Consider the following 15,942-nt stretch of genomic DNA (forward strand, 5'->3'; position numbering starts at 1 on the left):
CCAGAGAATTGCAGCTACAATCGCGTGCCCCGATCTCATCATGCGACTACTTTTGGCCGGGTCTCTTTTGATTGTTCATCATTTCCGAATAATCCGCCGATTCTTGCTTTTCTTCTTCGGTTTGCGCTGCCACAGGCTCAAACTCGGCAGGTTGGTTCGTGTCACCGCATCCTGAGAAAAAACTTAGGCAAGAAATACAGGCGAAGCAAAGTAACAAATGACGCATGGGAACTCCAAAATGGTTAGAACGAAAGGGAATATTGAAAAGGAGGAACTCGAATCGGTACCGTTTACACTTCGTCTCTAACGAAGACATTCAACGAGTCTGTGCGATGAACCGAACCAGAGTTTAGAATTCACGGTAAGACTTCCGTGAAGTTTTCTAAAGTCTGAGCGAACGACGGATGGCCGTCAAGTCTTTTGAATATGTTAACAATGTTAGTTACACGATCCATCCGATTATCAAATAACCCCAGCTATCACCCCGTCATGAAAAGGCAAAAGTTAAGATCGGAATCAACATTGCGTCTGCGAAAGCGACGGACATTGGGGGCGGCACGACTGTTGTCCATCGGATGGTGTTGTCTTTGGATCCTGCAAGTTGGTTGCGACTCAAGTGAAAACGGACTTGTGAGTAACTCCCCGGTGCGAGATGCTGAATCGTTGCGAGATGCCGATTTGGAAAGCCACTCGCAAATGGCTACGGCTACCACCAACGACTCCGCCGCATTGTCCGCAACACCTGTGGATCGAATGACGATGGCGGTCGAGGCGTTCCAACGTAATGATTTGGACTCTGCCAAAGCATCCGTACGTGGACGACTAGTCGAAATGCCCGATGATGTTGCAGCACTCGAACTATCCGGCGACATCGCCGTTCAAATGCAAGAGAATGCCGCCGCGATCAATTGGTACGAGACCGCCGTTGAAAACTCTGACAAGCCGACTGTGACACTACTGGACAAATGGGTGGAATCGCTGATGCGGGCTGCGTTTCCCTTTGAAACGCTCGATGCCCTTCGCCAAACAATCGATCAGTACCCAACGCACGTGCAAGCAAGATTTGATTTGATTGGCTTGGCGGCAATGATCGGGTTGCCTCGTATGACTATCGAGGATCTGCAATGGCTTAACCAACACAACCAAGGGGATGCGGAACAGTTGGTCGTACTCGCGGAACCCGGTCGGGTGATGCCCGATGGCGATATGTGCGAGCGGTATCTTGAGCGAAACCCAGGCGATATTCGGCTTCAATACAGCCTAGCCGTACTTGATGTATCCAAACTGCAGTGGGAAGAAGCGATCGAGCGACTAGCGCGTGTCATCGAGAAGCATCCCGATTTCTTGCCCGCCCATTTGCTTCTGGGAGTCTCCTTGGTTGAGACCAACCGGTTCGACGAAATCGCAAAGTGGCACCTGGCGCTGCCCCCGGGTGCGTCGGTGCATCCGGAATACTGGATCGTTGCGGGCCATGCGGCCCAAGCTCGCGGTGATGACAACCAAGCCGCTCGCGCATTTTGGAAATCGCTTCAGATCGACGATGTGACTTACCCGGATACGCTACTGCCACTGCTGCTTAGCTTGAACCGACTCGGACGTGAAGAGGATGCCCAAAAAGTCGCCGATCAAATCCGTAAACACAGCAAAATGCGAGATTCGCTTAAGACGCATATCGAACGCAAAAGCGAATCTCAGCAAGCCGCAATGCGAGTCGGTGAGGCGATGCTTGACCTTGGACGTGTTTGGGAAGCCGAAGGCTGGGCTCGTTTGTCGACAACTTTACCCAAGGATCCGATTCGCGATTTGAAGCAACGTTACATGGCGATTCGAGCGAAGCTAACAGTCGAAACGCCATGGAAAAATCCAGGCTCCAATATCGCGTCAAAAATTGACCTGAGCGAATTGCCTGAGGTGGTATGGGGATCGGGCAATGCCACTACGAAACTTGCCGATGACAAAGCGATCGGCCAGATACGGTTTGCTGAACAAGCAGCCGAGCGAGGTTGGATTCACACCACTGCGGTAGCTCCCAGCGCCGAAAGCGAAGGCCACTGGATCTACCAGACGGTTGCGGGTGGCGTAGGGGTGATTGATTTTGACCTCGATGGATTCCCAGATTTGTCATGCGCGATGCTCAATGGGCAACCGCTAAAGACAGATTCCTCGCCGAATCATCTGTTCCGCAACCATAACGGAATGTTTACCAATGTCGGCGCCGAAGCGGGATACCTTGATAACGGATTTTCCCAGGGGATATCGGTAGGCGATTACAACGACGACGGTTTCCCCGATTTATTGGATATGAACATCGGATCCAATCGTCTGTACCGTAACAACGGCGATGGCACGTTCACCGATGTGTCCAACGTCGTGGGCTTAGCCGACAATGATTGGAGTACATCGTCGGCGATCGCAGATATCGATGGCGATGGATACGCCGATTTAATGGCCGTTGCCTACGCCGCAGGCACGAAACCCTATGAATACGAATGTCGCGACAAGGACAATCAGCGGACGGTCACATGCACGCCGCTAAATTTCGAAGCCCAAGCGGACCGAATTTGGCGAGGTCGTGGTGACGGTACGTTTGAGGACGTAAGCAATCGATGGATCGAACAAACGACGCCCGGCCGCGCACTCGGAATCATCGTGGGGAATCTTGACGAGCGACCAGGGCTCGATGCTTACGTCGCCAATGACATGTCGGTCAATCACTTGTGGTCGGGGGATCCATTGTCAGGCAAAGAAGCGATGAATTTTCACATGACGGATCTCGGTTCGGTTCGCGGACTCGGGTTTGACGCGCGTTCGATATCCCAAGCATCGATGGGAATGGCAAGTGGTGATGCTGATGGCGATGGCGATCTCGATTTTTTCCTAACCCACTTTGCGAAAGACCATAACACCTTTTACGAGCAAGTCGCTCCAGGAATTTGGGCCGATCGTTCGTATCAAGTTGGCGTTTCCCAAACCTCGATGAAGCTACTTGGCTTTGGGACCCAATGGAGCGATTTTGACAACAATGGATCATTGGATTTGATTGTCGCCAACGGTCATGTTGACATCGTTGACGATCCTGAGATCGCGTTCCGCATGCCGCCACAATTGCTGCAAAGACAACCAAGTGGACGGTGGGTAGAATCCGAACCGGCGCAACTTGGTGAGTACTTCCAAGGAAAACACTTGGGACGCGCCGTGGCACTGCTCGACGCCGATCGTGATGGACGAACCGATGTCGCCATCACGCACCTCTTTGATCCGGTTGCCTTGTTAGTCAACGATACTCCTGACGCAGGCAAGTCGATCCATATCGAACTCAAAGCAACAACCACCCAACGCGATGCGATCGGTGCGGTCGTCAAAGCCAATTTAGGCGATCGCAACTTCGCCGCTCAATTGACCGCCGGCGACGGGTATATGTGTACCAATGAACGACAAATCACGATCGGAACAGGAACCTTGGGCGAATCAGCCGACGTGGTCGTTCAATGGCCATCGGGAACCGAAGAACACTTTGGGAAGCTGCAATCGAGTGAATCTTATTTGCTTGTTGAAGGTTCCGGCGAATCATTCAAGCTTCCTTCGATCACGCGATAACGGCGATTCATTTCAATCGAACCAAACGATGTTTCTTGGCCGCTAGGCCAATGAATCGTGACATCATCAATCGCGCTGACTGTGCCGAGCCCAAAATGAACGATCGGCTCGTTGGTACACATGTATCCGTCACCACCAATTTGCCAACCTGTTAGGCTGACATCGCCTGCCTGAACAACGACCTCGGCTCCGATCGCATCTCGCTCGCTCGTCGTTCCGATCAATTCGAATTGGACCCAATGACCTTCGGCCGATTCATTTTGCAGCAAAGCCACTGGCGCATCCAAGTGGTTGGCGAAGAGATCCACTTTGCCATCTCGATTCCAGTCGAGCATCGCCAGCGTCCTACCAAGCGTCGGTGTTTGAAAAAATGGTCCAACATCCGTGGCAGCCGTCAAAGTCATCCCGGTCGGACTGCCACGGAAAATTTGGGGCGGCATGCGAAAGGGGACGTCGCTACCCCGTTCGTCGAAAACGTGTCCGTTCAAAACCGCCAAATCGACCCAACCATCATTGTCTAAATCGACTCCCTGGGTGCCGAAGCCGAGGGTCGTGTAGGACGGCCTCGACAACCCAAACCTTAAAGCCTCGTCCGAAAAATAGCCTAGCCGGTTCTGCAAAAACAGATTCACACTTTCATGGTGAAAATTGGTCACATGAAGATCTAACATGCCATTGCGATCAAAATCGCCCGATGCCACTCCCATGCATCCTTGGGTGTCGCCGGTCGGACCGATGCCGCAACCCCGAATGGCGGCCGATTCAACCACTTGGAACCGCGATTGGTTTTCCGAGTCCGATTTTCGATCGGGCATGCTCGACCAAAAGTGGTTTTGACCAATGTCGTTACTAACAAAAACATCGTTACCATGTTGGCGGTCAAAATTGGCAATCACCGTTGCAAATCCACGCCCGCGAGTTTCGGAAAGTCGGTTCGCACCGGACCAAACCCGGAACTCCCCATTTCCTTGGTTCTGATAGATTCGATCCGTTGCCGCAGTAAATTGTTGCGGTTGACAACGCAAATCGCCCCCGACGCATTCCACTTCAAGCACTCGCGGATCATCGATATAGTTGACGTCGATGATCTCGGGTAAATGGTCGCCGTCAAGATCGGCAACTGCGACGCTCGATGTCCAACGGTCTACTCGGTCAAACACACGGTCACTGACATCGACAAAGGTTCCATCGCCTTGATTGAGATAGATCACGTTGGGGCCAAAGTTACCAACGATCAAATCGGGGAAGCCATCTTGGTTGATGTCGCCCGAACAAACGCCTTGCCCAAACCCACGATCACCGGTCCCCGAAGAAACGGTAACGTCGACAAAACGGCCTCCGGCAACGGCTGGTTTTTCCTTGGCGAATGTTGAACGAAGATGACGAAATAGTTCATTGGGCGCCGATCCGTCGCGGATCACTGGTTTGCCACCCGATTGAGCAAAATAGAGATCGCACCAGCCATCGAGATCGAAGTCCAATACAGCGATGCCACCACCGTTGACATCCGATGGCGAAACTAATTCACCATGCAGAGGAAAATCATTCTGAAATCGGCGATCGATACCCACTTCCGAAGCGATATCGACCAATCGCAACGAGGACTCTCCCGGTTCGGATTCCAACTTTGCAATGGTCGCAGGATCAAGCGTTGCGAGCGAGCCCATGGCAGGAAGAGGATACGTATCGATTTGGAATCCAAGCAATTTTCCGAGTCGATGCTCTTCGATCTTGGCTATCGTTGACGAATTTTCCCATTCGCGGATCTGCTCGCGATGGAGTGAAAGCGCATCACTGTGACTACCAAATTCCGCTGCATCGCCAAGTCGGGCGAGCTCGGACCAGGAAGTCGATTCCCACATCCGCATCATCGATTGCATCCGCTCTGCAATCCATCGAGCTTGTTCGGAATCCGCATTTTTTGCGATCCGAAATATTTGATCCAAGTCTTTCAAGCGATCACGCAATGCAACAGCTTGTTTTTCGCGTTTTAAGGCATCGAGCGATTGGACCATCTGTCGCAGCGACGATCGATCGGTCGGATCGAGTCGAATCGCTTCGCCATAACAGCGAACCGCCTGTTCGTGCATTTCTTTTAACGATAAAAACCGGCCAAGTGCGTTCCAGTATTCGGGATGACCGTCGATGCCAGACGGCAAACTTGCAAACCAATTCGAAAACGAATCCATCCGTGCATCTTCGGCCAACAACCGTCCCTCGAATGCAGCTGCGGCAGCGTTATTGGGAAACGCTGCCCGAACTTGCCTTACCATTGGCAATACATCATCCACTTCTGCGGCCGACGCAATGTACAATGTCCTCGCTTCACCAAGGTTGAACAAGGACAAAGTCGACATGTCGACAACACCTTCGTAAGAGACCAACGGATAGGGGCCAGACCGATCAATAAGACTTAGCAGTTCATGCCGACTGATTGGGCCGCGACGCATCGCCTCAAGCATTTGCTCACTCGCTTCGAAGCGACGCCCCTGAGCACTCTGTAGTTGGGCCAGCATTCGATAGGGCGACGGGTTATCCGGTTTCAAGTCAATCCACTGACGAAGATCCGTTTCAGCAGCCTCGGGAAAACCTGCTTTGAGATGCCAATCGAAAGCGCGCACGAGCAGCGTCGCCGCATTCTCGGGATCGATCTCGGCAAGCTTCCTCGCACAATCCGCCGCAACGCGGCTTTGGCCGAGCGAGAGATTTGCATCCAAACAAATCGCCAACGCTTCGCGGTCTTGCGGAGCCGCCTTCAAGACTTCTTCCGCTAACTGAAGACTTGCCGCGAAATTTCCCTGCCGATTCTTCTCAGCGGCGGCAGCCAACTTCATCAAAATCGCTTCGTCGCCCATCGGTTCAACGGAACCACGATCACAACCCGATTGCAAACCCAGAAAACAAAGGAGCATCAAACGCGGAAGCACCGCGCAGCAATACCGAGCTACCGATTTCCGAGCTACCGATTTCCGAGCTACCGATTTCCGAGCTACCGAGTTCCGAGCTACCGAGTTCCGAGCTACCGAGTTCCACGGCAGGCAATTCCTAAGGTGTATGGTCCCAAGTCGGTTATCGAGCAAAGAGGGGGATCGCAGTTGGCAACATGAAAAGATCATTGACGGCTACATCTTAGTAGTGGGCGTGGCAGCACGTCCCAGGGCTCAGAATCATTGGCAAGATCCACGACGCCCGTTTCTGATCGGTACGCAGACCGACAATTTCTCAGACTCCGTGATTCTAAACGGATCGTCGTAATATCGGTAGAACGCCTCAGGTGCCGTGAAACTCATTTGGCAAATCTGGAATAGGGGTTTACACCACTATTCGGATTGACACCTAAAAGAACGGACTGTTAGTACACATGCGGACTTTAATGAAAAATGAAAAAGTTTGGAAATATTATGTGGCGATGGTTTTGCGGACACGTTTTTGAGCGTTCTGCTGCGTTCAAGTGCGCAATGCTCGTTTCTGTGGCAATAGCGTTTGGCCACCTGCACGTTGCCGAAGGGCAATTGATCGAAGTTTCAGCGACACCAGTCCCATCGGCAATCACCCTACCTGTGGTTTCGCCAGCCGCAGCGGCCGCTGTAGCAGCCGCTGCCGAACCACCCCCAATCATTGACTATAACCCGTGGCGTCCCTCTCGCCCTCGCCGCTACTTCGATGCTGACCTTCTATTGTGGTGGGCAGGCGATTCGAGTTTGCCCTCGCTTCTTACGACGAATCCATCCGGAACACCAATCGATGACGCTGGCTTGATCGGCAGCACAAGCACGAGCGTATTGTATGGCAACGATACGGTCGGCGATTGGGCCCACGTCGGATTCCGTATGCGATTCGGGCGTTTTGTGAACGAGTCCGGAATCTCGCGTTTGGAAATTGACCTTCTACAGTTGTTCGAGAACGACGATTCGTTTGGCGCTTCCTCAAGCGGCGGTGATCCGATTCTCGCTCGGCCGTTTTACAACTCCGATACCGGAGCGAACGATGCACAAATCATTAGCTTTCCCGGCATTGCCGACGGAAGCTTTGACTCGGATTATGAACGGAAGGCGATCGGGATCGATCCATTAATCTTTTTCTGTCTAAAGAGTGGCCAATGTCGTTGGTGGGAATTTTACACGGGGTATCGATTTTTTTGGCTTCGCGACAAAATCTCGATCCGCGAACACGTAGATATCCCTGCGGGTGGGCTGATCGCGCCCGACACTTATTACAACATCCATGACACGTTCACGGCAACGAACGCTTATCACCTAATGCCGTTGGGGCTTAGTTACAGCGGAAATCGCAACAAGTGGATTTGGAATGTACGCGGCGACATTGGGTTTGGCTTTGTTTCACAAACAGTCGAAATCGAAGGCAGTACGCAGGCATTCGCTGGTGGCGTCCCTGCGGAAACCCACAACGCGGGCTTCTTGGCGTTACAAACCAACCGTGGCAAACACGATCGAACACGTTTCGCATGGGTTCCACAAATCAACGCTTCAATGAAACGGCGATTGACTGACAAGATGTCAGCCCAGTTTGGCTACACCGTGATCTATTTGCATGACGCAGTGAAAGCGGTTGATCATTTGCCGACGGCAATTGACCCAGGAAACCTTCCTCCCGAATTGCCCGGCGCCGGTCCGAATCCCGTCTTCGCGTTCAATGACGAACCGCTCTGGGTTCATGGTTTCAATATCGGCTTACAGTTCAACTTCTAGTCAAGCACAGCTACGACAATACGCTCAAAAAGGAATTTGAACGGATGATGTTGTTTTCTCGTCAAAAACAGACGCGTAAAAAAAATCGCACGCGGAATACGTTACGAAATTTGATCGCGGAACCACTCGAAAAACGTCTTGTCTTCGCTGCCATTCCGGCGGTCACGATGGATGTGCCTGCAGAAGTCTTCATTGGTGAAAATGTGCCGGTCAGCGTCACGTTCGACAACACCGATGCGAGCGACGTTGGCTTTGGACCTTTTATCGATGTTTACTTGCCTCGTAACGGTGCCGATGGGGTTAGCGGTGTCGACGTCGATGGCATTGAATATATAAATGGATCGGCAAACTATCTCGGTGCGCCGATAACAACCACCGTTTTTACGTTCGATGCAACGGGCTTGATTGACCACCCCTATGCGGTCGACAACACCGGTACTCCGCTACAAGTCACCGGAACGCAAGGTGATCAACTTCTTGTCTTTCAATTGCCTTTTGGTTCTTTCACCGCAGACCAACCTGGCGCAACGATCGACTTCCAAACCACGCTGTCCTCGCATGCGGATGTTGGTACGGCTTTAACTTTACGGGCTCGCAGTGGCTTCCAATTTGGCAATGATGCACTCGACAACCCGATCGGCTCGCCCGGTGACCCTAGCTTGCTGAGTCAAGGCCCGACTGCGACAACATGGACTCCCTTGGCAGCAGTCACGCCAACGCTGATCCAATTAGAAAAGCTCTACGTCGGCCCCGAATTCGAAACGGCAACGGGCCCAAACTTTCCTCGTCAATTTACGATCAATATCAACGTCGCAGACGGTCAAACCATCACCGATGTCGATTTGACCGATCTACTGCCAAACAACATTGAATTGTTGCCTGGCGTGACGATCACGCCTTCAGGCACGACCACCAACACCCCAACCACACCTGCAAACGCGCCAAGCAACAATTTGACGTTCAATTTGCCCTCGATCTCTGGCACAACCGCTGCTGTGGATGCGTCGGTGACGTTCAACTACTACGTTCCGTTTCGCGATGCGGATGGGTCAACCGTCCTTGACCCGACCTCGGGTGACGATGGAACCTCGCCCAACAACGTATCCTTGCTAGGCGATTGGACGCCGCTCGATCCAGGCGATCCGTCAGGTTCCGATAATGTCTCGGTTGACGAAGCGGGCCCCGAGTCGACTTTTGAGTCAAAATCGATTGCCATCCAGAAAACAGTCGCCCTGCAAAATGATGCTGGCGGCGGTGGATACAGCGGTGGCGATACGGTCGAGTACACGCTGCAATTCCAAATTTCGGACTATTTTGGTTTCGACGACATTGTCATTGATGATGTCTTGTCCGATGGCCAACGATTCGACACTACGTTCACTCCTACCTTGTCAGTAACCGAGCATGGCCTGGCGTCCTCGGGAAATGTCTCGCCAGCGAACTATACGATCACAGATAACTTTAGCGTTCCATTGACGACGGTAGGTACGCAAGAATTCCGACTTCGTGTCAGTGATGAACTAGTGCTTCGCAGCGGTGTTCCCGCAGACACCTTAGTCCTTGGCGGACAAGTACCCATTGGTGGGACCCTCGGCGCTGACCCGAGTGCCTCGCCTAACCTCGGTGCAACCACAGGAACGATCGTCTTTCGCGCGATCGTCCAAGATGACTTCTCGATTCAATTTCCGTCGGGCGACCCGTCAGTTGACGAAGGTGACTTGCTTGAAAACGATGTCACGATCGCAGGCGATGTTTTCCACTACACCAACACAACCGCAACGGGGGAAACAGAAGCCGACATCAGCGACGATAATTTCATGATCGCGGGTGGAACGTTGAGCAAGGCGATTTACGCAATCAACGGCAACACGACTTTGCCAACGCCTTTGGTTTTGACACCAGGCGATACGATCACTTACCGAATCAATTCAGCGCTGCCCAACAGTGACATCGAAGATTTCATGCTGGAAGATTACTTGCCGCTTCCGGTTTTGGACGCTACCGAAGTGACGTCGTTTGACGCAACCGGGGCGACAACACCCCCGGCGGGAGAATGGAAATTCGGGCCAAGCGATACGTTCAACAGCATCTACGTCAATTCGATCGATGCGACCAACCGCCCGACAGTCACCTCCGACGCAACCAGCAATGTCTTGCTATTCAACTACGGTGACTTTGATATCGAACCGAGCCAATCGAGCGTGGTCGACTTACTGTTTACGGTCACGGCAAGTAATGATCCGTTCGCCGATGGATTGTACCTGACCAACCAAGTTCGTCGGAACCAAGATTCGACTAACCAAGGCATGTTCGTCAATGATGAGATCATTCAAATCCAACTTGCGGAACCTGAGTTAAATATCAAAAAAGGGATTGTTGCCACAACAAACACCGACGATGTCTACTTACCCGTCGTAACGGGTCCGGTCGCGTTTACGGTTCCGGGGACAGCCGGCAATCGGTGGGCAGGAACAATCAATAGCAACGGGCTAGCCACGACACCGATTGATAGCGATTTGAGTCTCGTCGATGCAGGTGATTTAGTAACATTCGCGATCGTGGTTGAAAACACCGGGTCGAGTGGCAAAGGGGCGTTTGACGTTCGCATACGAGATGCATTACCGGCCGGTTTTCAAATCCCGGGTGGCGGATTGAACATGCATGTCTCGGACGGCACCGGCGCGGCAATGCCGACCAACGTGATTGGCACTGGACTATTTGACCCCGTCGGAGGGATTGAACTTGTCGATCCCGGTGCAACCGCAGACGCCGGCGACGGAACCAATTCGGGTTCGCTCGACGAGTACGATCCGACCGATGGCCGGAACATCGTGATCATCACGTATGACTTGGAAGTCTTGACAACCGCAGTTCCCGACCAGCTGCTAACGTCCGACGCCACCCTCTACAACTATGCATCAGTCGAAGCGGGACCTGATTTCACAACCGAAGACTTGATCGATCCTGCGTCGACCCGCATCGCTACCCTTATGGTCGCGAAGGCCATTTCGACCACAAGTGAAGCAAGCACAACGGGCAACAACGTCGCAATTGGCGAAATCGTGACCTACACCAGCACGGTGACGGTTCCCGAAGGAACTTCACCGAATATGATTTGGACCGACACGCCGGATCCCGGACTTGCCATCATCGGTGTCGACAGCATCGCAGCGTCCAATGTGCCCGACATCACGTCTTCGAATGGCGTCATTGCAAGTCTGACTCCAACGATCGGCGCAAACGGAAGCAACGTTTCAATCGATTTTGGAACTCTAACCAATGCCAACCATGATAACGCTGTCGACGATACAATCACGATCACTTACCGAGCGATCATGCTCAATGCGAGCGGGAATGATCGTGGTGTGGCGCGCGATAATACCGCGGCGGTAACATGGACATCCGGTTCCATTAATATCGATGGCCCCGATGTGACGATCGTGGAATCCGATTTAAACATTGCAAAAACCATCGCGCCGGCCACCGGTCAAGCGGCGGACGTTTTTACCGTAACCCTATTGGTATCGCATGATGCGGTTTCCAACGCCGACGCGTTCGACGTGTCTCTGACCGACGTATTGCCAACTGGTTTGAGTTACAACGGCTCGCTCTCCTCCTCGGGGCTGGCTCCGACTTCATTAGCTGAATCGAGCGGGACGATCACGGCCGTTTGGAATTCGTTCCCTGACGACGGATCGACTTCAACGATCACGTTCGATGTGATCGCCGATGCCTCGGTGGTCGCCGGTGCTACCATCACCAACGATGCCGATTTGCTTTGGAGCTCGCTGCCAGGCGACCAAACGACCATCATTGCGGGCGTCCCTCTGAGCGTGGAACGAACCGGGGCATCCACGGATCCCGGTGCCACGGAAAACGACTACAACGATACCGATAGCGATTCGGTGTTAGTGATCGCCCCTGTGTTAACCAAGACAATTATCGCGACCAACGCCGGACATACCAGTGGAACGAACGTCGCGATCGGCGAAATTGTGACCTACGAAGTGGTCTTCGAAGTGCCTAACGGAACAATGCCTTCCGCACAGTTCGTGGACACGCCTGACCCGGGACTCTCGATCGCCAATGTGACATCGGTGGTCGCCAATTCAACCGACTTGGTGACTACCATCGGCACGTTTCCCGATGTGGCTGCAGGAGCGGTGATTGCGGCAAATGGCACGAGCGTGACGATCGATTTTGGAGATTTGACCAACAACAACGCTGATTCGTCAGTTACCGAAACGATCACGATGACCTATACCGCGGTGGTTATCAATAGCAGCGGCAACGATCGCGGCATTGCTCGCGACAACCAGGGTGCCTTAACTTGGGGTACAGCCAACAGTGTCCCCGTCGATGGACCCGACGTCACCATCGTGGAACCAGAACTATCGGTGTCAACGACCATTTCACCCACAAGCGGCGAATCAAACGACGTCTTTACGGTCACGGTAACGGTCGACCATACCGGACCAAGCGACACGGATGCATTTGAAGTTGCACTTAGCAATACACTCCCTTCGGGACTGGTGTTTGACGGTAGCTTGTCATCCACTTCGGGCACCGCACCGATCCTGAATGAATCCAGCGGTGTCGTCACCGCAACTTGGTCCTCGCTTACGCTCACCCAGGAAAACACATTCACCTACCTCGCTCGACTTGCACCGGGTGTCGAATCGGGCACCACGGTTACTAACCCAGTTACAATCGCGTGGTCATCGCTGCCCGGTGATGTCACGGGCGCTCAATCAAGCGACACCAACAGTACCGAGCGAACCGGCTTGACCAGCGATCCCGGCGGAACCGAGAACGACTATCGCGGAAACGCATCCGATGCGGTCACCGTTGTTCAGCCTACCGCGACCAAGACACTTTTCGGAACCGATCGATCGCATACCTTGGCGAGCAACGTCGCCATCGGTGAGATCGTCACTTACGAAGTGGAGTTAACGATTCCTCAAGGTGCAACCAACAACGTCCAAGTGGTCGACACGCCTGATGCAGGACTCGCGATCATGGACATTGTTTCCATCACTCCGTCAACAGGAATCACATCATCGGCTGGTACGATGGCCGCCATCCAAACGACCGCCACCGGAACGATTCCAGCTGACGGATCTTCGGTCACATTCGATTTTGGCAATATCACCAACGCCGCGACCGACTCGGACTCCGAAACGATCACCATCCGATACCGAGCAATCGTGCTGAATGAATCGTTCAACAATCGCTCCGACGTGCGTGACAACACAGCGGATGTTGATTGGAACACCGGTTCCATTTCACTCGACGGACCTGATTTAACGATCGTGGAACCGGAATTGAGCGTCACAGTATCCAACGGCGTCCCGGCGACAGCGGATGCGGGAGACACAGTAACCTTCACAATCGATGTCGCTCACACCATTGGCAGTGACGCCGATGCATTCAATGTAAGCTTACAAAACTTGATCAATTCGGTTGCCAACCATTTGCAGTATGACCCAGCTTCGGTCAATATCGTGACGTCGGCCGGAGCGGTTCTCGACACTTCATCGGACACGGGCGGTGATCTATCTGCGGCATGGAGTTCAATTCCAGTCGGCGAGACAGCGCAAATCACGTTCGATGCCGTGGTCCAAACGTCGGCTCCGGCATCAACGAACTTGGCCAACAGCGCCGACATTGCGTGGTCGAGTTTACCGGGCGATGTGACGACTGCACTTTCATCCCATTCGCTTTCCGTCGAGCGAACCGGCGACAACAGTGACCCCGGAGCTGCTACGAACGACCACTTGAGCAGCGACAATGGATCCGTGACCACCAATGCCCCCGAGTCGAGGAAGACCATCGTTTCAACGAACCGGGCCGACACTGGATCGAGTGAATACAATCCGGCGACCAATGATGTCGCGATTGGAGAAGAAATCACCTATTCGATCATCGCGACATTACCCGAAGGGACGAACACGCTTGTGATCACCGATCAACTTGAAACCGGTGCGGATCGACTTGAGCTTGTTTCTGCTTCGCTTGGTGCCCAAGGTGCCAACCTGAGTTTCAGCGCACCAACAATTGTGGTTAGCGATTCGGACATTGATACGATCGATGACCGCGTGGTGGTCGACTTTGGAACCGTCGTCAATACACCGGACGGTTTGACGAACACAGACGACGAGGTCGAAATCATCTTGGTCGCTCGCGTGGTCGACGACCCAGCCAACGTCAATGGCGACGTGTTGACCAACTCGGCAACCATCAATGTCAGCGGGGCGACTTCGGTATCCACCCGTGACGTGGAAGTGGTGGAACCAGAGTTGTCGATCTCGAAAGTGGCGGGGATAACAACGGGACCTGCTGGCACAGTGGTACCTTACTCACTAACAATCGCCCACACTGCTGGCTCGACCGCAGATGCCTATGACATCTCAATTTCAGACTTGATAGCAGACTCGAATTTGAGTCTTGTTCCTGGTTCGGTCGTCACCAATCGCGGCACCGTGGGCACGGGGAATGATCCGGCTGATACGACGATTGCTATCTCGATCGATTCGCTATCACAAACCGATACGGTAACGATTACGTTTAACGCGATCATTCATCCATCGGCGGGTGGTAGCGCGGTTGTGACGAATACTTCGAACCTTCAATACGACAATCGGCTTGGTCCAGGCGGCCGAAACGATACCGATAATGATCCGGCGACGTTCACGACAACCGCTCCTGAAATTGACCTGAGCATCACGAAAGCGGACAGCCGAGACCCGGGCGTGATTGGACTTCCGTTGTCCTACACTATCGTTGTCACTAACGATGGCCCATCAACAGCGACGGGCGTGACGATGACCGACAATTTGCCAGCGGGTGTCTCCGGCATCACGGCATCCTCGGACGCTGGGACCGCGACCGTCTCAGGTTTGGTCGTAACCGGAAACATTGGAACGCTGCTGCCGGGCCAGAGTGCAACGATCGTAATTGATTTGACAGCCCCCGCAACGGAGGGGTCCATCACCAATTCTGCAAACGTGACTGCGACCGAAACGGATACCGATACGTCCAATGACTCAGTCACCGAACCGACGTTGATTTTGGCTAGGTCAAGTATCGCCGGAACTTCGTGGGTCGATACCAATAGCAATGGGATCGCCGAAGCGGGCGAGATTCTGCTGCCAGGCGTCACGATCACACTGACTGGCATTGACGACCTGAGCAACCCCGTTCTACTGACGACCACCACCGACGCATCCGGAAACTATCTATTCGAGTTGCTTCGGGCCGGAACGTATCAAGTCACCCAAACGCAGCCGTCACTGTTTCTCGACAATGACGAGTACATCGGCACGAGTGGTGGAACCGAAATCGTGAATGATTCGTTGGAAGTCGTTTTACCAGTTGGCGTGGAAGCGGAAGACTACTTCTTCACGGAACTCGGACTCCGCCCCGGCGTGATCAGCAAACGGGGTCTGCTCAATTCGCGTCTACGCCAAGGGCCGGGATTGAACTTCGATGATTTCTTCTCACTACTCGGCCCAAGTGGTAATGCCGATTTGGATAGCGATAGTGATGTCGACAACGACGACTTCCTGTTATTCCAAGATCGACTGGGCAGCGTATTCCCATAAAACGGCACAACCGTTAATACCGATTTTTTGCT

General features: G+C 53.2%; 5 protein-coding genes. 3 read left to right on the plus strand and 2 right to left on the minus strand.

Features of this window, described 5'->3' with window-relative positions; translation table 11 throughout:
• The first annotated feature begins 630 nt into the window (after window positions 1-630).
• Complete coding sequence (locus tag CA13_RS14160; protein WP_419194344.1) at window positions 631-3,597, plus strand: CRTAC1 family protein; 2,967 nt, start codon at window positions 631-633, stop codon at window positions 3,595-3,597.
• Here the strand turns inward: CA13_RS14160 and CA13_RS14165 are convergent.
• Entirely contained in the window at window positions 3,540-6,431 is a 2,892-nt protein-coding gene (locus CA13_RS14165) for an FG-GAP-like repeat-containing protein (protein ID WP_419194345.1), read from the minus strand. The two genes, CA13_RS14160 and CA13_RS14165, sit on opposite strands and share 58 nt — an antisense overlap.
• A gap of 40 nt (window positions 6,432-6,471) precedes the next feature.
• Window positions 6,472-6,630 carry a hypothetical protein gene (locus tag CA13_RS35160; RefSeq protein WP_419194346.1) on the minus strand — a complete coding sequence of 53 codons (159 nt, stop codon included), beginning with the start codon at window positions 6,628-6,630 and terminating at the stop codon, window positions 6,472-6,474.
• A gap of 425 nt (window positions 6,631-7,055) precedes the next feature.
• Here CA13_RS35160 and CA13_RS14170 point away from each other — a divergent pair, with 425 nt between their 5' ends.
• On the plus strand, window positions 7,056-8,306 hold the full coding sequence (locus tag CA13_RS14170) for a BBP7 family outer membrane beta-barrel protein (RefSeq protein ID WP_419194347.1): 1,251 nt from the start codon (window positions 7,056-7,058) through the stop codon (window positions 8,304-8,306).
• A gap of 44 nt (window positions 8,307-8,350) precedes the next feature.
• The gene (locus CA13_RS14175; RefSeq protein WP_146397664.1) at window positions 8,351-15,910 is read left to right on the plus strand and encodes an isopeptide-forming domain-containing fimbrial protein; all 7,560 of its coding nucleotides are present in this window, start codon (window positions 8,351-8,353) and stop codon (window positions 15,908-15,910) included.
• The last annotated feature ends 32 nt before the right edge of the window (window positions 15,911-15,942 follow it).

It is taken from the genome of Novipirellula herctigrandis (genome assembly GCA_007859835.1).
GTDB classification, from domain to species: Bacteria; Planctomycetota; Planctomycetia; order Pirellulales; family Pirellulaceae; genus Novipirellula_A; species Novipirellula_A herctigrandis.